Origin of the sequence: Rubeoparvulum massiliense (assembly GCF_001049895.1) — a bacterium.
Lineage (GTDB): Bacteria > Bacillota > Bacilli > Rubeoparvulales > Rubeoparvulaceae > Rubeoparvulum > Rubeoparvulum massiliense.
Map to the genome: position 1 here is coordinate 1 of NZ_CVPE01000004.1, position 18,067 is coordinate 18,067.

The 18,067-nt window shown below is 41.4% G+C and carries 22 protein-coding genes and 1 riboswitch; of the genes, 5 read left to right on the forward strand and 17 right to left on the reverse strand.

All coding sequences use genetic code 11. From position 1 onward, the window contains the following. Positions 1 to 357: 357 nt before the first annotated feature. Positions 358 to 1,212, reverse strand: coding sequence for a nucleotidyltransferase-like protein (locus BN1691_RS02565; protein ID WP_048600697.1), 855 nt, complete (start codon positions 1,210 to 1,212; stop codon positions 358 to 360). A gap of 200 nt (positions 1,213 to 1,412) precedes the next feature. On the opposite strand from BN1691_RS02565, the gene BN1691_RS02570 reads away from it, so the two are divergent. Further along, positions 1,413 to 1,790: a DUF2614 family zinc ribbon-containing protein gene (locus BN1691_RS02570; RefSeq protein ID WP_048600698.1), complete on the forward strand. Its 378-nt coding sequence runs from the start codon at positions 1,413 to 1,415 to the stop codon at positions 1,788 to 1,790. 55 nt (positions 1,791 to 1,845) lie between these two features. Here BN1691_RS02570 and BN1691_RS02575 read toward each other — a convergent pair whose 3' ends face one another. The 4 genes from BN1691_RS02575 to nth form a co-directional block, all read right to left on the reverse strand. Continuing rightward, a complete protein-coding gene (locus BN1691_RS02575) occupies positions 1,846 to 3,669 on the reverse strand; it encodes a glycosyl hydrolase family 18 protein (RefSeq protein ID WP_053083686.1) in 1,824 nt (607 codons plus the stop codon). 261 nt (positions 3,670 to 3,930) lie between these two features. Further along, positions 3,931 to 4,365 (reverse strand): peroxide-responsive transcriptional repressor PerR, encoded by a 435-nt coding sequence (perR, locus tag BN1691_RS02580; protein ID WP_048600699.1) that lies wholly within the window; start codon positions 4,363 to 4,365, stop codon positions 3,931 to 3,933. A 122-nt stretch (positions 4,366 to 4,487) separates the two neighbouring features. Then, the gene (locus BN1691_RS02585; RefSeq protein ID WP_048600700.1) at positions 4,488 to 4,775 is read right to left on the reverse strand and encodes a cyclic-di-AMP receptor; all 288 of its coding nucleotides are present in this window, start codon (positions 4,773 to 4,775) and stop codon (positions 4,488 to 4,490) included. A gap of 11 nt (positions 4,776 to 4,786) precedes the next feature. Beyond that, positions 4,787 to 5,449 (reverse strand): endonuclease III, encoded by a 663-nt coding sequence (gene nth / locus BN1691_RS02590; RefSeq protein ID WP_076850082.1) that lies wholly within the window; start codon positions 5,447 to 5,449, stop codon positions 4,787 to 4,789. A gap of 290 nt (positions 5,450 to 5,739) precedes the next feature. Here nth and BN1691_RS02595 point away from each other — a divergent pair, with 290 nt between their 5' ends. Beyond that, complete coding sequence (locus BN1691_RS02595; protein ID WP_048600702.1) at positions 5,740 to 5,973, forward strand: DUF1128 family protein; 234 nt, start codon at positions 5,740 to 5,742, stop codon at positions 5,971 to 5,973. Between the two features lie 28 nt (positions 5,974 to 6,001). Beyond that, positions 6,002 to 6,895 (forward strand): complex I NDUFA9 subunit family protein, encoded by an 894-nt coding sequence (locus BN1691_RS02600; RefSeq protein ID WP_048600703.1) that lies wholly within the window; start codon positions 6,002 to 6,004, stop codon positions 6,893 to 6,895. Here the strand turns inward: BN1691_RS02600 and BN1691_RS02605 are convergent. Together BN1691_RS02605 and BN1691_RS02610 are read right to left on the reverse strand one after the other, a co-directional pair. Beyond that, positions 6,886 to 7,437 (reverse strand): cob(I)yrinic acid a,c-diamide adenosyltransferase, encoded by a 552-nt coding sequence (locus BN1691_RS02605; protein ID WP_048600704.1) that lies wholly within the window; start codon positions 7,435 to 7,437, stop codon positions 6,886 to 6,888. The genes BN1691_RS02600 and BN1691_RS02605 overlap by 10 nt on opposite strands. Positions 7,438 to 7,450: 13 nt before the next feature. After that, positions 7,451 to 8,401, reverse strand: coding sequence for a D-2-hydroxyacid dehydrogenase (locus BN1691_RS02610; RefSeq protein WP_048600705.1), 951 nt, complete (start codon positions 8,399 to 8,401; stop codon positions 7,451 to 7,453). A gap of 175 nt (positions 8,402 to 8,576) precedes the next feature. Between BN1691_RS02610 and BN1691_RS02615 the strand changes: the two genes are divergently transcribed. Further along, positions 8,577 to 9,275 carry a polysaccharide deacetylase family protein gene (locus tag BN1691_RS02615; protein ID WP_231638332.1) on the forward strand — a complete coding sequence of 233 codons (699 nt, stop codon included), beginning with the start codon at positions 8,577 to 8,579 and terminating at the stop codon, positions 9,273 to 9,275. Between the two features lie 169 nt (positions 9,276 to 9,444). Here BN1691_RS02615 and bcp read toward each other — a convergent pair whose 3' ends face one another. The 3 genes from bcp to BN1691_RS02630 form a co-directional block, all read right to left on the reverse strand. Beyond that, positions 9,445 to 9,912: a thioredoxin-dependent thiol peroxidase gene (gene bcp / locus BN1691_RS02620; RefSeq protein ID WP_048600707.1), complete on the reverse strand. Its 468-nt coding sequence runs from the start codon at positions 9,910 to 9,912 to the stop codon at positions 9,445 to 9,447. Between the two features lie 82 nt (positions 9,913 to 9,994). Continuing rightward, positions 9,995 to 10,570, reverse strand: coding sequence for an ECF transporter S component (locus BN1691_RS02625; protein ID WP_048600708.1), 576 nt, complete (start codon positions 10,568 to 10,570; stop codon positions 9,995 to 9,997). 155 nt (positions 10,571 to 10,725) lie between these two features. Further along, positions 10,726 to 10,857: riboswitch (FMN riboswitch) on the reverse strand. A 58-nt stretch (positions 10,858 to 10,915) separates the two neighbouring features. Then, entirely contained in the window at positions 10,916 to 12,367 is a 1,452-nt protein-coding gene (locus BN1691_RS02630) for a methyl-accepting chemotaxis protein (protein WP_048600709.1), read from the reverse strand. A 305-nt stretch (positions 12,368 to 12,672) separates the two neighbouring features. Here BN1691_RS02630 and BN1691_RS02635 point away from each other — a divergent pair, with 305 nt between their 5' ends. Next, positions 12,673 to 13,590, forward strand: a complete 918-nt coding sequence (locus BN1691_RS02635; RefSeq protein ID WP_048600710.1) for a cation diffusion facilitator family transporter — start codon at positions 12,673 to 12,675, stop codon at positions 13,588 to 13,590. A 76-nt stretch (positions 13,591 to 13,666) separates the two neighbouring features. Here BN1691_RS02635 and BN1691_RS02640 read toward each other — a convergent pair whose 3' ends face one another. The 7 genes from BN1691_RS02640 to BN1691_RS02670 form a co-directional block, all read right to left on the reverse strand. Beyond that, positions 13,667 to 14,146 carry a hypothetical protein gene (locus BN1691_RS02640; RefSeq protein WP_048600711.1) on the reverse strand — a complete coding sequence of 160 codons (480 nt, stop codon included), beginning with the start codon at positions 14,144 to 14,146 and terminating at the stop codon, positions 13,667 to 13,669. Between the two features lie 177 nt (positions 14,147 to 14,323). After that, positions 14,324 to 14,911 (reverse strand): DUF402 domain-containing protein, encoded by a 588-nt coding sequence (locus BN1691_RS02645; protein ID WP_076850083.1) that lies wholly within the window; start codon positions 14,909 to 14,911, stop codon positions 14,324 to 14,326. A gap of 17 nt (positions 14,912 to 14,928) precedes the next feature. Then, complete coding sequence (locus BN1691_RS02650) at positions 14,929 to 15,399, reverse strand: DUF3939 domain-containing protein (RefSeq protein WP_053083687.1); 471 nt, start codon at positions 15,397 to 15,399, stop codon at positions 14,929 to 14,931. 41 nt (positions 15,400 to 15,440) lie between these two features. Further along, positions 15,441 to 15,848, reverse strand: a complete 408-nt coding sequence (locus tag BN1691_RS02655; RefSeq protein WP_048600712.1) for a GNAT family N-acetyltransferase — start codon at positions 15,846 to 15,848, stop codon at positions 15,441 to 15,443. A 97-nt stretch (positions 15,849 to 15,945) separates the two neighbouring features. After that, the gene (locus BN1691_RS02660) at positions 15,946 to 16,278 is read right to left on the reverse strand and encodes a hypothetical protein (protein ID WP_048600713.1); all 333 of its coding nucleotides are present in this window, start codon (positions 16,276 to 16,278) and stop codon (positions 15,946 to 15,948) included. Positions 16,279 to 16,392: 114 nt separating this feature from the next. Next, a complete protein-coding gene (locus BN1691_RS02665) occupies positions 16,393 to 17,133 on the reverse strand; it encodes an ABC transporter permease (RefSeq protein WP_048600714.1) in 741 nt (246 codons plus the stop codon). Next, positions 17,130 to 18,044 carry an ABC transporter ATP-binding protein gene (locus tag BN1691_RS02670; RefSeq protein WP_048600715.1) on the reverse strand — a complete coding sequence of 305 codons (915 nt, stop codon included), beginning with the start codon at positions 18,042 to 18,044 and terminating at the stop codon, positions 17,130 to 17,132. The genes BN1691_RS02665 and BN1691_RS02670 overlap by 4 nt, the downstream gene beginning before the upstream one ends. Positions 18,045 to 18,067 lie beyond the last annotated feature (23 nt).

Below are 18,067 nucleotides of genomic sequence, written 5' to 3' on the forward strand. Positions count from 1 at the left end.
TGAGCTTGATTGCTCAAAATAAATCAACTGGTCCGCTTCTTTTCCATTGTTCAGTTTTCAAAGAACGACGGTTCGCATATATCATTTATTTATCTCGCGCTCCTGCAACCGGAGGTTGCGGTGTCGCGCTACGATAAAAGAAATGATATATTGCTCACAGAGCATGAAAAAGCTGTTGGTAATGCTCTGTAGTTTTTATCGGCGTTGCAACAAGGATGTTGCAATTTTAGCCGATGTTCTTTTGTTGCCGTTTATCGCGGCGACAAAAATTATCTTAACACAGGGTAATGAAATGGTCAAGGGAAAGAATATAAAAAAGCACAAGAAAAAGCTGGATAAGGAGAGTACGTGAAATATTTAGACATAATACTTACGAATAGCCACTCCATCTAGAAGCTCATCTTCACATGCAAAAACAATCTCTCTCTCCACTAGTTTCTCCATTAACAGTGAAAGATCAATATCACTCTCTTGGATTAATGGATAGTCTGCAATCTCTTCAATGGTCCAAGGTTCTTTTCTTGAAGATAAAATATGTTGAATTAAACGGGAAGAGCTACGCATCAGTTTGTTTACAGAAAACTGGCTCGCTAGTAAGAGTAATTGGAGACGTTTGGCTAATGGTTCATCTCCTTCGATTAACTCGCAGTATAATTTATAGATTTCTTGATCCACTAGGCGCACTTGATTCCACATGCTTACTTCTGGGTGTAATCCATTCTCAATTAATAATATGCGCGCCCAATGATGAAGTGCATGAACAATATGCGAATATGCATCCATGGCGTATCCCTGATTCAATAGATCCTTACCTGCCATATAGCGGCGCAAAAAGGCGGAAAATTCAATGCAGATCTTTCTTTCCTTCATCGCTTCAGGGAAGTGGTGAAGCTGATCATGATAATGCGTAAACCAGCTTTCTTTCTCATATAGTACTGTCGCATTAAAAATCCACTCCACAATTCGCTTCGTCCGTTGATGATAGAACCAATTCTCCAGTTCTTGTTGGTTCACATAGATCTCTTGTACCGTATGTTCTGCAATAACATAATGTTGAATTGAAGTAGGTCCTTCATTGGTGATAACAATTAGCAATGCATCAAATCCGTCAGAGATGGGGCTAAATTTATCCTCCTGCTTTACTAATAGTATGGATAAAATATTGGGGTTGTTCTGCAGTTGACGGATATACCCTTGAATGGTTTGTTCCATAAATGCCACCTCTCTGTGTTGACCCTCTCTGTATGGTCTAATTCGTTTTTTCACTTCTACATGCAATCAGAAAATTCCTGCCTAACATTGATTGATATGGTGAAGTAACTCAAGGAAAATCGAATGTTTTTACACAAGACATTGTAAATATCTTAGTAAAATGTTTTATGATATAATCCGCTATAGGAGGGAATAAATTCATGATATTTTCGGGTAAAATAAATCGACTACGCTCTTATGCGATGGGTATGATATTTCTTGGTATTGCTTTGATGTACCTTGGTTATGTATTCTTCCGTGGTTGGCTAGGTAGTTGGGCAGAAGGCTCACAAACAATCATGGCAATCTTTCTTGTCTTAGGCGTTCTAATGGTATTATTTAGTGGAGCGATGTACATGTGGATTGGTATGTTATCTTCACGGTCACCAATGGTAGAATGCCCTTCATGTGGAAAGATGACGAAGGTATTAGGACGCGTTGATGAATGTATGTTTTGTAAGCAAAAACTAACCCTCGATCCTACGCTTGCAACAACACCAATTCATCATACACCAGAGAATCCTGCAGGGTTAAAGTAAGCTAAAGAAGGAAGTGAGGGAACAACACCCTTACTTCCTTCTTTTATATCGTCAATTAGTGACGAAATGGAGTTGATTGAAGCTCTTCATGCATTACGTCCCAGATCTCTTCGTTAGCAAAGAAGCGGCTCCATGAAGCGACTCCTGCTAATTCATACTTATGAACTAGCCTTATGCGTTGTCGCATAGAAACGTCATCTTCTAACCAGATCTTATAGGTCACCTTTTCCTTAGGGTCATAATACTCAGCATAATTTTGCCCGGTTTTTTCATCGTAAATGAGCTGCACTTGACGTTCTGTCATCCACGCTTGAATCGCATCCATTTTATAAGCCTTTTGCGTTACTTTAATCGAACCGTCTGCCTGTGGTTCCTCACGCCAGAGCCGCGTGTAAAACGGAACGCCTAAAACCACTTTTTCTGCAGGCACCTCTTCTAATATGCCTTGAAGTCCCTTCTCTACCCAAGGTAAAGAGGCTACTGAACCAGCGATTGGACTAGAGCCCCAGTGTTCATCATAGGTCATTACGATGACATAATCCACAACTTCGCCAAATGCTTCACGATCGTAGAACATCGACCAATTTTCTGATGTTGAATGGATGGTTACATCCACAGAGACCACCAGTCCCATTTCATGGAGGTAAGGTGTTAGCTCACGAACAAATTGGACGAGATTCTCCTTATCCTTTAAATAAACATTCTCAAAATCCAAATTGATTCCGTCTAATTGGTACATATGTGCATATTGGAGAAGCTGTTGAATCATTTGCTTCCGTTTTCCATAGTCTTGAAGTACTGCATGAGTTTGTTCTGGCTCAAAACCGTTACTAAAAAGGGCCCATACCTGATAGCCTCGTTGGTGCGCCCATTCCACATATTGAAGCGAAGCATTCTTATTTTTTATTGTTCCCTGATCATCTACCAATTCAAACCAGGTCGGCGAAACCACATTCAGGCTTGGCATGGCTCCTAATTTTGAGGTGTCTGGATTGGCACTATATACCTGCTCCCAAGTTAAATTGATCTTTGTACCTAGGGGGTACCAAATTGGTGTTCTCTTAGGAAGATCAGGTAAAGCAATTTGCATCATTTCGTCCAATTGGACCATCTCTTCTGAAAGATATCCAACCATCCCCTCTGCTGTCTCCACCAATAGCCAGTTATTTTCCTCACCGAGTAGAATAAGCTTTGAATCACGGATTAATTGCTCCACAATGGGTGCTTTTTTAGACGGAGACTGGCGAAGCTGTGTATTCTCTTCCCTGTTGTTCTCAATTACTACATGGGCTAATTGCTTCAGAGATCCTGCTTGATAAAGCACAAGAATAGGTGGCTGAGTCTCATTTTCTGGTAGAATCTTTAGCTCCATTGGATAGAGTGTGGCGAGGTGTGCATAAGGAATATAGATCGTATCCTGCAGCTTCACTGTAGGTACTGTAAGCGAGAACGGTGATTCATTAATAAAGGCTTCAATGGCCGACTGAGGAAAGCGAATTACTTTATCTTCGGTAGTTATGAGCACGGATTGGACTGACTCATCCCAATAAATACGTGGGTCGATCTTTTCCTTGATCAAGTCAAATGGCAAAAGAACCTCTTCTCCACTTAAAAGAGCCTGTTCTGCCATGATTTGGCCATCTAGTAAAATCGGCATCGATTGGAAGGTCATATTTGTTGCATCATCTATGAAAGAGCTGAACTGCTCTTTGGGAAAAAGAGAGACCTGTTCATCATTGGGAAGTTGCTCAATATACCACCACCCTGCCAATGCACCGATCAATAGCAAGAATGTGATCATGAACATTGCGAACCAGGGACGACGCTTTCGTTTTCTTCGAGTCATTCGACTGGGATTCAATTCCAATTCTGGTGCCATGGACGTTCTCTCCCTCTCTCTTTCTATCTTCTCGCATCTACTTTGATCTCAGCAGAGTTCTTTTTGGTCTACTTTATCATATCAGTTTTATCATTAAAAAGGATAGTGGCGGTTTCCACCTCCCTATGTGAATATCTAGAAGCAAATGAATAACTTTGGTGAATTAGAAAAAACGCTTATGGAAAGGTTCTTCCATAAGCGCTGAGTAAACACCTTTTAATGGCTGTATAGATCATTAAGTGAATTATTTATTGAGCTGATTTATTTGCGCCTCTTACTCTGACAAGCTGGGCAAACACCATAGAGTTCTAAACGATGCTCCGATATCTTAAAACCAGTCCGTTCCCCTGCTTGCATTTCTAAGTCAAAGAGATACGAATGTTCAAAGTCATGGATGGCTCCACATTCCGTGCAGATTACATGATAATGCTCGGTCATGTTGGCATCATAACGGCTTGAAGCATCGCCATAGGTTAACTCACGTACTAAGCCATTCTCCTTAAAAACACGTAGGTTATTGTATACTGTAGCTACACTCATATTTGGGAATCGATCAACCAACGCTTTATAAATATCATCGGCTGTAGGGTGATTGAGATTATTCATCAAGTATGCAAGGACAGCATGACGCTGTGGTGTCATCCGCACTCCGGTCTCTTTCAAGCGTTCAATTGCAGCTTCCACTTCTGCCGTCATCGTCATGCACCTCCCTTACCTTAAATAATTGTCATTATCAAGTGATAATAAAAGTAATTCTAGATTTTAGTGTATCCTTTGAATAATCTCTTTGTCAATCATCGTTTATCGGAACAACATCATTACATGGTCATTAAAGGGGGTTCATCAAGAACAAATAGCGTTACATTTGATGTTTTATCATCCTTTTCCCTCTTCCATGACGCTTCAGATTCTTCACAAACCTGTTTAAGTTTATTCAAACAATTGGTTAAGTCGCTTTCTTCTACTCCAATGAAGAGCGTCGTGCTACCTTGGCGTAAAAACCCGCCACTACTAGTCAGCTTTGTGACCCGATATTGTTCTTGTGTTAGCGTCTGTACAATGGCTTCTTCAGCCCAATCTTGTACAACAGCAACAAGCATTTTCATTCTTCCACCTCCTATGTATTCTCTACCAAATCGGCATTTTTCATTCTTTTCAATCCTTCTCGACACAGGTCCAGTAGCTGACAATCTGCACACTGCGGGTTCTGTGCCTTACATTGATAACGTCCCAAAAAGATGAGACGGTGATGTGTTTGTGTCCATTCCTCTTGAGGAATCAATTTCATTAAATTTTTTTCAACCTCAAGCACACTATCCTTCCATTTACTTAATCCTAAACGTTTTGAAACACGATCAACATGGGTATCCACTGCAATAGCAGGAACATGAAAGGCATTTGAAATAACGACATTAGCCGTTTTCCTTCCCACACCAGGCAATTTTACAAGCTCTTCCCTCGTCTGTGGAACTTCACCATGGTATTCTTCTAATAATATTTTACTCATGGCAATGATATGCTTTGCCTTTGACCGAAATAGGCCAATACGACGAATATGCTTTTCCAGCTCTTCCTGTGACATCGCCGCATATTGCTCAGGTTGATCATATGATTGAAACAGATCCTTGGTGACTCGATTAACCATCTCATCGGTGGTCTGTGCACTTAACATCGTTGCTACGAGAAGCGTAAACGGAGAATGATGAACTAATTCACACTGTGCATTAGGAAACATCTGGTCTAACCGTTGTATCAATTCAGGGATATCTCTTTTTCTCACTCTGTATCAATCCTTTCATGCCCTCTCTAGAACTGCTTGTCCATAGAGAGGAAGGAGTGTGTAGAATTACACTCTTCCTTTTCACTATGATTAATTAAACAAGCCTACGAATAAGATGACAAGCAAGATGATGATCAAGATCCATAAAAAAACTTCTTCATCAACCCAATGTCCTGCCATTCCCATTCCTCCTTCTATATCTCCCACTATACCATATGAGACGAAGTGGCTTTAAGTATAGGCAGAAGACCACCCATGATGTAAAATCATAGTGAAAAAGGAGGAATATCATGAATCTTAATCAAGCAAATCGCCCTAATCTGGAGTATATTCTTGAGGAAATCATTAAAAAGTTACAAGCTATTAATCCAGCGCTCCTACATCCTGATTATTTTTCACTAGATAAATACGATGATTTATATGACCTTTATTTATTATTAAAAAGTAAAAACCAGCTAAGTATTGCGGAGATATCTGCCATTGTCGATGAATTAGGTCGTTTGAGAACATCTGAAACAGAATAGTAAATATGGATTCAAAGGAGTGATTAGGATGGATCATACGATACATCGTCTGTTTGTAACAGGCGCTACTGGGTTTGTTGGACAGCATGTTGTTCAACAATTAATTCGGCAAGGACACCATGTTACCTGCTTGATTCGACGCGAAGAGCAAAAACAGCTATTTCAAACTCTCCCTCAATCATCCCTTCGTTTTATTGTTGGAGATCTCTTTCAACCTGAACTGCTTTCAGAGTCAATGCGCTCATGCGATACTGTTATTCATCTCGTAGGGATTATTCGCGAAGTTCCTCGCCAAGGCATTACCTTTCAAAGAATCCATGTGGATGGTACGCGCTTCCTCTGTGAAGCAGCACAAAATGCTGGTGTACAGCGTTTCATCCATATGAGTGCACTCGGGGCTCGAGCAAATTCTAATACTGGTTATCATCAAACCAAGTATATTGCTGAGCAAGTGGTTCAAGCTAGTGATATTCCCTATATCATCTTTCGACCATCCATCATCTATGAGGTGCAGAGTCCTTTTGTCCAACAATTACGCTCCCTCGTTCAACTGCCCTTGACACCTGTAATTGGACATGGAAATTACTTACTTCAGCCTGTAGCACTTAAAACCGTTGCTTCACTCTTTGAAAAGGCGGTCTGGAAGTCACACCTCTCCAATCTCATCTTTGAGGTAGGAGGTCCAGAACAGGTAAGCTTTCTTCAGATGCTTCAGCATGAGGCAGAGGTTCTCAACCGAAAACTGCGCCCTGTTTATCTTCCTTTAAACTTAATGGAGTTAAGTGTTCGCATGTTACAGGGCATCCCTCGCTTCCCACTCACGATGACTCAATTAACCATGCTGAAGGAAGGAAATATTCTTTCAGAGGAAACTCCACTTTATCAATTGTTTGATGAAGCAGCAGTCCCTTATTACTCTTGATGAAGGACAGGTTCTGCTACCCCAATTTGCTGATTAATATAGCGAGCAAGGACAAAAAGATAGTCCGATAAACGGTTAAGATAACGAACCACAATTGGATTGAGTGGTTCCTCCATGGCCACACTGGTGGCACAACGTTCAGCGCGTCGGACAATGGTACGGGCTAGGTGAGTATAAGCTGCTGCAAGGTGACCTCCTGGAAGAATAAACTGCTGCAAGGGAGTCAGTTGCTGATCCTTCCAATCGATGGCTGTCTCTAAAAACTGCACATCCTCTTCTTTTGCTGGCCAATGAACCGTTTTATCAGCAGGTGTTGCTAGCTCACTACCGATATGGAATAGTTTTGTTTGTATTTGCTTAAGCTCGAGTACTAAAGGTTGGGTCCATTCCTCATTTGGCAGTGCAGCCATGATCACACCAATAGCCGAGTTAGCTTCATCAACCGTACCATACCCTTCCACGCGCAAAGAATTTTTAGGTACTCTCTTTCCGTAGGCTAAAGAAGTCTCTCCACGATCTCCCGTTCTTGTATAGATCTTCATCTTGTTCTCCTTTCTAATACCTTCTGGTTAAATCTACTTTATTCTTTAACTCTCCTGTACGGTCTTCCCAAACATGGAGGTTATGATAAAAAATATTCATTGCTCGCTCCATGTATTTCGGGAAGCGTCCAGATAAATGTGGCGTTACAATACAATTCTCCAGCGACCAGAAGGGATGCTCAACTGGAAGTGGTTCCGTTTGAAATACATCGAGCACTGCCCCTTTAATCCTTTGGTTACGTAAAACTTCAATGAGTGCCTCCTCATCTACTACATTGCCACGGCCAATATTGATAAAAGAAGCATCCCTCTTCATCAGATGGAGTCGTCTTTGATCAACTAGTCCATCCGTATCCGCTGTACGCGGTAATACCGAAACAATATAGTCTGCCTCTTGAAATAGCTGATTTAGATCGGCGCCGGTAACAATTACATCAAAGTGTTTTGGATGCTCACCGCTTCGATTATATCCAATGACTCGTAAATCTAGGGCTTTCGCTTTCCTGGCAATCTCCTGCCCAATGGCTCCCGTCCCCAGTATTCCTAATGTTTGCTCCGCCACCTCGGTCATTCGAGTAGAACGATCCCAGAGACATTCCTCTTGTTGCGTGAATAGTTTCTTCCCTTGACGAGCAAGAGTCAAAATCGCCCAAATGGTGTATTCAGCCATGGGAATCGCGTGGATCCCCCTTGCATTGGTTACAAGTATCCCTCGTTGTTCCAGCTCATTAAATGGTAAACGATCAATGCCTGCGCTGATCACATGAATCCACTGAAGCTGTTTCATCTCTTCAAGCAAGTCAACCGTTAAATCCTCCCCATATGTAAGCAGAATCTCAGCTTGGGGCAGACTATGACGAGCTTCGTCGATGGAGGGGTACACTTGAAGCTCATGTTGGGGAAATTGATGGTGAAATTGCTCTTGATGCTTTTCTGATAAATGCATTGTTGTCACAACTAGCATGAATGCTCCTCCTTTAATCTTTATAGCGGCGACTGATTTTTATCGTTTTTATTTTCGTACTCTTATTAATTGTAAGATGTAAAAAATGGGAACATTGATTTCTCATACTTTCTTTGCACAAGGTTGATGCTAAATATGAATGATTTCACGTAATCCTAATGAAGGGGGTGTAGGTTTGTTAAAAAGCTTTAAACGTCTTGGACAATTACTATGCTTGACATCCTTAACCTTAATGCTCATTCCAACAGTGAGCTACGCGAAGGAGATCCCCATCTATTCAGTTCCTACTGATGAAAAGGTGGTTGCCCTTACTTTTGATATTAGCTGGGGCGAGCATGTAGCGCTACCTGTTTTAGATGCTTTAGCTCTCAAGTTTGTGGATAAAGCAACCTTCTTCCTCTCAGGCCCATGGAGTGATAAGCATCCTGAGGTTGTACAAGAGATCGCAAGGCGCGGCTATGAAATCGCTAGCCATGGATGGCATCATTATAACTACAGCCAGTATAGTGATGACTGGATTCGTGAGCAGGTTACTAAAACAGAGCAAACATTAGAGCAGATCATTGGACACAAACCCTCGCGACTGATTCGTACTCCTAATGGTGATTACAATACAAGAGTCGTGCGGACACTTCGAAACATGGGGTACGAAGTGATCCAATGGGACACAGACTCCTTGGATTGGAAGAAACCTGGTGTTGAGCAAGTGGCAGCTAGGGTTCTCGAACGGGTACACCCAGGTGACATCATCTTGATGCACGCCAGTGATTCCTGCCCGGATACACCAGAGGCCTTGTTAACCATCCTAGAAGCGTTACAGATGGAAGGATATCGTTTTGTTACTGTCTCGGAATTATTGAAATACCAAAAGTAAGCGAACATCTATCAAAATGAATTCTCTTAGAGCAATTGAATCTCCTTCACTGCCTTGAGCATTTGCCAAGCTAAACATCTGTAAAAAAAGATTATCCAAATCGGCATGAATATCTACATGAACCAATTTGGATAATCTTGATATTGAGCTTCAACTGTGCTACTTCATTTTAAGATTGTAGCGCTTTTAATATGTTGAGGACATCCTCGACGTGACCTTTTACCTTCACCTTTCGCCATTCCTTAAGCAATTTTCCCTCTGGATCGATGATAAAGGTAGAGCGTTCGATTCCCATATACTCACGACCATACATTTTCTTAAGCTTCCATACTCCAAATGCCTCAGCAAGAGCATGCTCTTCATCGGAGAGTAAGAGGAATGGTAGCTCATGTTTTTGGATAAACTTCTCGTGAGATTTTAGTGGGTCAGGACTAACACCGACGATCATGGCATTGAGTGCTTCATATTGACTGGTCATATCACGGAACTCACATGCTTCCGTTGTACAGCCTGGTGTCATATCCTTGGGGTAAAAATAGAGCACAACATATTTCCCGGCATATTGTTTTAACGAAACCATTGTCCCATCGGATGCCGGTAACACTAGATCAGGAACCTGTTCACCAACTTGTATCATATTGATCCCCTTTCATCATTGGATTAATGTAAGTTTGGTTAAGATGGACAATCTTTCCACCCCTATTATACCCTACTCTACATTAAGCACGAAGGGAATTCACCTTGATTTTTGGAATAAGCTTTATCATTAAGGGATAAGCAATCACGGCAATAATCAACCCTTTAAAGAAATTGAATGGACTAATGGCATAGAGGATCAATTCGAATTTAGTATCATTCATGAATCCCATATCAAGGAAATAGGCATATGCAGGAATTAGGATAAAGTAATTGGCGAAGGCCATACCTACGGCCATTACCACTGTGCCTGTAAGCATTCCAAAAATAAGTGCTTTCCAAGTCCGCCATTTCCGATAAATCACAACGGTACTAATGACAAAGAGGGAACCGGCAATAAAGTTGCCTAACTGCCCAATGGGAACCCCTGTAGCAGCAGATTTAAAAACATAATGAAGTACATTTTTAATCAATTCAATCATTACACCAGCAGCTGGCCCAAAGAGAATGCCACCAATTAATGCTGGAACTTCGCTAAAATCGATTTTTAAGAAGTCTGGGAACATCGGAAGTGGAAAATCAAAATACATCATGACAAAAGCAACACCTGACAACATTGCAACAGAGACTAAAAGCTGTACTGATCGTTTCTCTTTCATTTCTTCTCCTCCTCAATTTTTTTGCGTCCCTTCACATGAAGATGAGAAGTCGAAGAACAAAAAATGCCCCGGTAATAAATAACCGGGGCATTTCTGTGCACGACAAATAAGGATCGACAATCACATTGGATTGACTCTATCCATACTCGACATTCATCTTCCTTCTCCCATCCAGACTGTACTGTCGGCTCCGGAATTACACCGGATCCTGCCTATAAAGGCTCGCGGGCTGACAGCATATGCTGATTACCGCCGGTCAGGAATTTCACCTAGCCCCGAAGGAACATATTTAATTTGCACTTATATTATAACGATATTATCTACGAAATTGCAAGATTTAAAGTACTACCTCGACCAGGACTTCACCAATTGACGAATCCGTTCTAAGCGACCAAATGAATGCTCAATTGCATGCTGCTGTTCTTCAGCAGATGCGGTGACTTCTTCTGCACTGGCACTAGCCTCTTCAACAATCGCTGATAGATTATCGAATTCTGCTAACACCTTATCAGAAAACTTCTTAATCTCTTGTGTCTCATCTGTTGTATGCTCAACTTGCTCTACGAGCACTTGAATGCTCTGAACAATATTATCGAAGGACCCTTTTGCTTCACCTACCATCTCAAGACTGGCAGTAGTCACTGTAATTCCTTCCTGGGCTCGCTCTTCCATTTTATGCATACGTTCTCCAACTTCTCCTAAACCTTCTTGAATATTCTGCGCTAAACGATTGGTCTGTTCAGCTAGCTTACGAATCTCTTCTGCTACAACAGCAAAACTTCTCCCATGTTCGCCAGCATGTGCTGCTTCGATGGATGCGTTGAGTGCTAGCAGATTGGTCTGCTCTGCAACATCCTTGATGGAGGCTAAAAGTCCACTTACTTCCACAATCTTGTGGGACAAGGCATTAGTTGCTTGATTGATCGCTTCAATCATGCTGCCATTCTGTTGCATCTTCTCGGATAATTCATCCATTTGCTGACTGCTCTCTCCAGCACGTTGGGAGGTACCACTAGCTACTTCATTGACGTGTGCTGTCTCTTCTGCTACCCGTTCAATCCGTTCTACCACTTGCCGTAAAAAGTTTACCGCATCATTGATGCTCTCTGTTTGATGCTCTGCCCCTTTAGCAATCTCCCGAATCGCTTGAAGCACTTGACCGCTGATCTCTTGAAGTTGATTCCCTTCTTCTGTAAATTGATCTACCTCATGATCCACTTCATTAGCACCATCTTTAAGATTGCTAAGTAAGCTCTCTACTTTCTCCATTTGTACCGCTGTCTCTTCAGCATGATGCTCAGCATCTATGATATAGCCTCGTCCCAGCTTTCCCTGAACCATGGCGATAATACTGACAAGAGCATATACAAAAAGAAGTTGAACATACACAGACATGGTCACAGTGGATTGAATTAATTCAGGTATAGCAAAGATAAAGGAGATTTGAATAAAAAAGCTTAAACCGATGGTTGTATAGATAATTCCCCTTTTATAGAACAGCGTAGAAGTCATTAATGCTACGTAATACATCATAAAAAGCAGATTGAAGCGTGATGCATCTTCTGTAAACACAGTTAGAATTGTACTATAGGAAATAAGACCGATGATTAAAATATATGGAGTTTGAGGATCGAGCTTAGGAATGAATGTTGTTATGGTTGGAAGAACTAACAACACAATCCCCAATATGAGATTAAGTAGAACAGAATCCTCTCGTAAATAGTCTGAAATCATTAATGCGGCCCATGCAACCCACATTAAAACTAGCATATAACGAACAACCTTACGATTACTCACAACAACACTCCCCCTTATTTCTGGTAGCATCTTTACTCCAATACCACCATTTTACTATGAAAAGATCCGAAATTATCATACTTTAGGTCTTTGTTCACTCTTTAGCCACATTCGTTTGTCAACATTTGGAACTATCGAAGGGTTTCTATCTTTAATTTCTATTAGGAAAATATTTTTCATATTAACAATAATTTTGAATTAGATAAGCAAAGGTAGAACAGAACAAGAGACTTTCTTTAACTCCTTCCCCTCCCTACCCCATTTGCTATACTAATGAAAGGTATAGGGGATAAGGAGTAGCAGGAATGACATCCATACGGAATCATGAAGAAAAAACAACACAGGGAGAGATAGGTGCTTGGCTTAGTATTATCGCCTACCTCGTACTCTCCTTGTTTAAACTGATCGCGGGGAATATGAGTAACTCTAAAGCCCTTATTGCTGATGGCATGAACAATGTAACCGATATTATTGCCTCTGTAGCAGTACTGATCGGGATAAAAATTGCGAAGCGCCCTGCCGACGATGATCATCCATACGGTCATCGTCGAGCAGAAACCATTGCTTCTCTCTTCGCTTCATTTGTCATGGCTACCATAAGCATTCAAGTACTGATGGATGTAATTATCGATCTCCTGAATAAGACCCCTGTAACTCCTGACCCTATCGCTGCTTGGTGCGCTCTCATCTCGGCGATAATCATGTATTTCGTTTATCGCTATAATCTCCGATTAAGTAAAAAAATTAAAAGCCTTGCTCTCAAAGCTGCAGCAAAGGATAATCTCTCCGATGCTTGGGTGAGTATTGGTGCTGGCGCAGGTATCCTTGCAGCACAATGGAACATGGCCTGGTTAGATCCTATCTTTGCATTAATCATTGGCTGTATCATTGCCAAGACAGCTTGGGGCATCTTTCATGAGTCTTCTCATATGCTCACAGATGGGTTTAATATAGAGCAACTTGAAGCATATCAGGCGCATATCCTTACAATGGATGGCGTAGTGGAAGTCACCGAAATGAAAGGACGAATGCAAGGAAATCAAATCTTTATTGAAGCCACTATCCTTGTTGATTCCAGTTTAACCATTGCTGAAGGACATCGTATTAGTGATCAGATTGAGTGGAGCATGGCTCAGTACTTTGATATCCATCACGTCCATATTCATGTAGAACCTGCCTATTTTACCGATATAAATAGAGACAAAGGTTCAGATGGTGTTTAAGACTCCAACTGAACCTTTGTCTCTATTCGTAAATCTGATTCATGTGTTCGATTCATTTAGAAGCTGAATACGATCATTAATCCTTGATATTAAGGTATTCCTTTACTTGAGGAGTAACCTGCTTCTGAAGCTTCGTATTCATGATTAAATCACGAAGGAGCTCTTTTCTTGGATGATAAATCCCAATCTGAAAAGCTCGGCCCTTAAACTCAACCACATCCCGTTTAATAAAGAGACGAAAACGGAAGAAGCGGCTCAGCCAAGAATCACTACCATCATCCACTTGAACAGCTTTAATATCCTTCAAATCATAGGTGCCAGTTACCTTATCCCCAAAGTAGTGCATAAACTTTCCATTTTCAAGTACAATGCGTAAACGGGTATATTGAAAATATAAAAATGTAAATAATGTTACACCGATAAAACCCATGATGGACATCCATGATTTATCCACCCAATAACCATATACCACAATAAAAATTGCAAAGAGTATGTAAGATATCGTTCCTAGCTTCACGTTAGGTGATACAGGAAATTCTCGTCGCTCTTTCTTCATCAATAAGACCCCCTACAAAATAATCCAAGCTCGTGATTTTTTTCACCATTGCTGTGAGAATTGATCGAACCTATGGCTTACTTTACCCTTATAGTGCACATTCATTGTAAACATGATTCTCCTGCCAAGCAACAAGAAAAAAGATGCTCCAATCGGAGCATCTCTTGAAACATCTTCTTAATTAATTTTTTCAGAGCGCTCCTGCCAATGAAATGTTTCTTGATGAACTTGACGTAATTCAGGCTGAAATTGCATGTATTTTTGATACCACATTTCAACGGTTGAAGGATGAAACGGTCCCTTGCGATTCTTAATTAAGTATAGCAATTGATCCAATCCTTGATAGATTTTCGTAACCGTGGCCTTATCGTAGTTCATCGCTGCTCTGTGCTCTGAAAACTCATCCTTATCTAAGATGATGTAATCGCCATTGGGAAAAACTTTGACATCAAGATCATAATCGATATACGTAAGTGTTCCATTCTTCCAACGGACCGGGGAACCTAAATTGCAATAATAAAAGATACCCGTATCACGTATCATGGCAATAATATTATACCAGCGGTCCCGTCGAAAAAAGCCGATTGCTGGTTCACGTGTTTGCCAGTGCTCCCCATTGGATTCACTAACCTGGGCATGATAATTTCCAATGATTGGGTGAGCACGATGTTTCAATAACATCGATGATTCCCATTTACGGTGAAAGGATCCATCGTGCTTGTAACTGATAATTGTTATGTTGGATCCCACCTTTGGCTCTTCCATAATGAACTCCTTTCTCTCTAACGTGGTTTGCGATGTGTGATCATATTCTCCTGATCTGTTAGGTAGGTATCAATTGATGGGCGTTCATCTAAATAATCGCGCAGTTTCAAATAGCTAACCTTATGATACGGATCACCATCAATAATCGGTAATTCATTCCGTTCAAAAATATAACGATCAACTGCTTTCTGCACAAGATCTAGGATCCTTGGTATTTCACCATCCTCAAACAATTCGTATGTTGCCTTTGACATAAAGTATGTTTGGCGTGGGATCCCATGCAGATACGGAATCAATAAAGAATAATCGATGGAGTTATCATCACAAATAATAATAGACAAATTTGTCCCTTTGGGCAAATCACGATAATATTGGTGAATCGCCTTACGTACTTCTGAGAGGGTGCAATCGATCTGTGGCACTTCCTGGCTTGGCTCTTCAATGGTGGATTGCACTTCGTCATCCCGCTTCTTTCTAAACCAACGCATCAATACCACCCCTTTACGTTCTGCTTATGGACAAGTCAGCACTATAGCTTCTTCGACATGGTGATATACCGTTCCACATCATAGCCCAAGGACTGATAAAATGGAATCACCTTTTCATTCTTTTGATTCACCATAATGAAGATTTGATAGGCACCTCGCTTTTGCAGCCGCTCTTCCAGGGCTTGAACTAAGCCTCGTCCAATTCCTCTTTTTTGGTAGGCCTTCAGTACAGCTAAGCGATAAAAATAAGCCCGCCCCCTGTCAATAGTACCTACGATTACCCCCACTACATTTTCGTCCAATTCGGCTACCAGCACCAATTCACTGTCCCATGCTAGTTGTTTTGCAATGGCATCCATGGACTCCATATCTTCGTATGCTAGCCCTGTCTCTTTCCAAATTTCCATTATCGCTGCATAATCACTAAGCCGAAAAGAACGAATGACCACATGATAGCCTCCTTTACCTTCTCTTCTATTTTACAATAAAAAGCCAGTAACTTCTTCATAAAAAAACATCCGATGGATCGGATGTTTTTTATCTCCCTTATGAGAGCTGTGGAGTGAAAGGACGCTGAGGGGAAGATTGATCCCGTAAGAGATGGCCGATGGTAAGCTGTACCCTTGCAGATAGCTCCTCCTCTAATTCATGCAGCGTTCTCTCTACCTTTTGCAATTCTCGTTCGAGTCGTATGCCCTCTGCTTCAATTCCCTGAGAATTGTGTTGTAATCCTAAGTGTTGAAGAACTCGTGCACGTTCTAGCCGTCTCCTCACATGCTCCACTTCACCTTGCAAAAATGCTCGCTGTACCCGTAATCGTTCCTTTTCATGCTCAAGGATCACATGCCAATTTTGGAGTTGAATCAACTCAGATTCCATCGTCAATCTCCTCCTTACTCAGGTATTGCGCGTGGAAATTCTACTGTTGATTCACTTCTCCATCCTCCAGTTGATTCCTTGCACGAAGATTGACTACATCTGACAGCTTTTGTCTTACTGCAAAAGATCTTTTCGACGGAAAATGAGATCCGTCAACAATAGAGAGAGCACAAGATAACCTACGCTAACACTTGTCCAAAGCAACAGATCGTGACTCTCCATAGAAAAAGGCTCTAATCGATCGAGATAGATGGGTAGCAAAAATTGACCAATCTTTGGTTTGAGCATATCCACAATACTACTACCAATTAAGAAAAGAAATAAAGCCCCCATGGTCGTTGCACCATGATTAATGAGAATAGCCAGTAAAAACATGAGACTGACTAAGCCTGCTTGTGGTAAGATGGCAGCCAAATACATCCCGATCAGCTCTGAGAACGCTACACCAGTACTCTCTAAGCTAAAAAAGATAAAACCCGTCATCAGTGAGGTAAGCAATAGAAAAAGCAATATGGTGAGTAAAAAAGTGATGGCTGCAAGCCACTTCCCTAAAAGTACTTGACTACGGGTATAGGGACGAATCAAAGTCATTCTCATCGTTCCATCACGTAAGTCTGTATTGATCAATTCTAAAATTGTAATCACCATAATGACTGGGATCAAGACTCCGCTAAATCCCTGTAGCATGGATGCAGAAAAGTCGAATGCAGACATCTTAGGTGCCCCAAACTGCCTATTCATCTCTAAGATTGGCCAAACCGCCACCAATTGAAGCACTAGTAAAAAACCAAAAGCAAAATATGTTTTTTTTAGTCGACATAGCTTATACCATTCTGCCTTCATAATCCGAATCATCCCACATGCCTCCCACCTGTCATCTGTAAGAAGGATTCTTCTAAGGAGGTACCTGTGGGAATTAAGGCAACCACATCATAGCCAGCTTGGATGAGCTGACGATTGAGCTCGGCAACCCGATTCTCATCCACTCTTACCTGCAAAGCATTCCCTTGGTTAACCACTTCGTTAATCCAATCCCAACCTTGTAGTAATTCATAGGCCTCCTGCAATCGATTAACATGAATGATATAACGTTTTTCTCCTTCTTCTAATAAGGTATCCACCCGTTCTTCACGGATTAAGTGACCCTGTTGAATTATCCCCACACGATCACAAATCTGTTCAATATCATGGAGAATGTGACTTGAGATAAAGAAGGCGATTCCTTCTTCACTGGCCAATTGTTTGATTAATTGACGAAGCTCAAACATTCCTTGTGGATCAAGGCCATTCGCAGGCTCATCTAAAATGACTAGCTTAGGATGACTGAGCAGGGCTTGAGCAATCCCTAGGCGCTGTCGCATTCCTAGGGAGTACCCCTTCACCTTATCATCTGCTCGCTCCGTAAGCCGAACCAGTTCTAATACTTCGTCAACTCGCTTACGATCTATCTGGGGATCCAGCATCGCTAAGCGCGTTAAGTTTTGGCGAGCTGTTAAGTACCCATACATATAGGGTGTTTCAATAATGGCTCCTACCTGCTTGATAGCTTGCCGAAACTCTTTTCCCACATGATGACCATCAATATAGACCTCACCCTCTGTAGGGTGAATTAACCCCACTAGCATTCGAATTACAGTTGTCTTCCCTGCACCATTGGGGCCAATGAAGCCATACACTTCGCCTGCATTGACTTGTAGATTCACATGATCTACTGCGACGAAGTTTTTAAAGCGCTTCGTTAGGTTCCTCGTCTCTAATAATGCCAAGCCTCATCCCATCCTTTCCGTCC

What these genes read in the sequence shown, in the direction of transcription:
- bcp (WP_048600707.1), bottom strand. Translation starts at nt 9,912, where the DNA reads ATGATACAAGTTGGTGAACAGGTTCCTGATCTAGTGTTACCGGCATCC.
- BN1691_RS02595 (WP_048600702.1), top strand. Translation starts at nt 5,740, where the DNA reads ATGAATCTTAATCAAGCAAATCGCCCTAATCTGGAGTATATTCTTGAG.
- BN1691_RS02635 (WP_048600710.1), top strand. Translation starts at nt 12,673, where the DNA reads ATGACATCCATACGGAATCATGAAGAAAAAACAACACAGGGAGAGATA.
- BN1691_RS02660 (WP_048600713.1), bottom strand. Translation starts at nt 16,278, where the DNA reads ATGGAATCTGAGTTGATTCAACTCCAAAATTGGCATGTGATCCTTGAG.
- BN1691_RS02625 (WP_048600708.1), bottom strand. Translation starts at nt 10,570, where the DNA reads ATGAAAGAGAAACGATCAGTACAGCTTTTAGTCTCTGTTGCAATGTTG.
- BN1691_RS02610 (WP_048600705.1), bottom strand. Translation starts at nt 8,401, where the DNA reads ATGCTAGTTGTGACAACAATGCATTTATCAGAAAAGCATCAAGAGCAA.
- BN1691_RS02565 (WP_048600697.1), bottom strand. Translation starts at nt 1,212, where the DNA reads ATGGAACAAACCATTCAAGGGTATATCCGTCAACTGCAGAACAACCCC.
- BN1691_RS02665 (WP_048600714.1), bottom strand. Translation starts at nt 17,133, where the DNA reads ATGATTCGGATTATGAAGGCAGAATGGTATAAGCTATGTCGACTAAAA.
- BN1691_RS02570 (WP_048600698.1), top strand. Translation starts at nt 1,413, where the DNA reads ATGATATTTTCGGGTAAAATAAATCGACTACGCTCTTATGCGATGGGT.
- BN1691_RS02605 (WP_048600704.1), bottom strand. Translation starts at nt 7,437, where the DNA reads ATGAAGATCTATACAAGAACGGGAGATCGTGGAGAGACTTCTTTAGCC.
- BN1691_RS02600 (WP_048600703.1), top strand. Translation starts at nt 6,002, where the DNA reads ATGGATCATACGATACATCGTCTGTTTGTAACAGGCGCTACTGGGTTT.
- perR (WP_048600699.1), bottom strand. Translation starts at nt 4,365, where the DNA reads ATGACGGCAGAAGTGGAAGCTGCAATTGAACGCTTGAAAGAGACCGGA.
- BN1691_RS02640 (WP_048600711.1), bottom strand. Translation starts at nt 14,146, where the DNA reads ATGAAGAAAGAGCGACGAGAATTTCCTGTATCACCTAACGTGAAGCTA.
- BN1691_RS02645 (WP_076850083.1), bottom strand. Translation starts at nt 14,911, where the DNA reads ATGGAAGAGCCAAAGGTGGGATCCAACATAACAATTATCAGTTACAAG.
- BN1691_RS02585 (WP_048600700.1), bottom strand. Translation starts at nt 4,775, where the DNA reads ATGAAAATGCTTGTTGCTGTTGTACAAGATTGGGCTGAAGAAGCCATT.
- BN1691_RS02575 (WP_053083686.1), bottom strand. Translation starts at nt 3,669, where the DNA reads ATGGCACCAGAATTGGAATTGAATCCCAGTCGAATGACTCGAAGAAAA.
- BN1691_RS02650 (WP_053083687.1), bottom strand. Translation starts at nt 15,399, where the DNA reads ATGCGTTGGTTTAGAAAGAAGCGGGATGACGAAGTGCAATCCACCATT.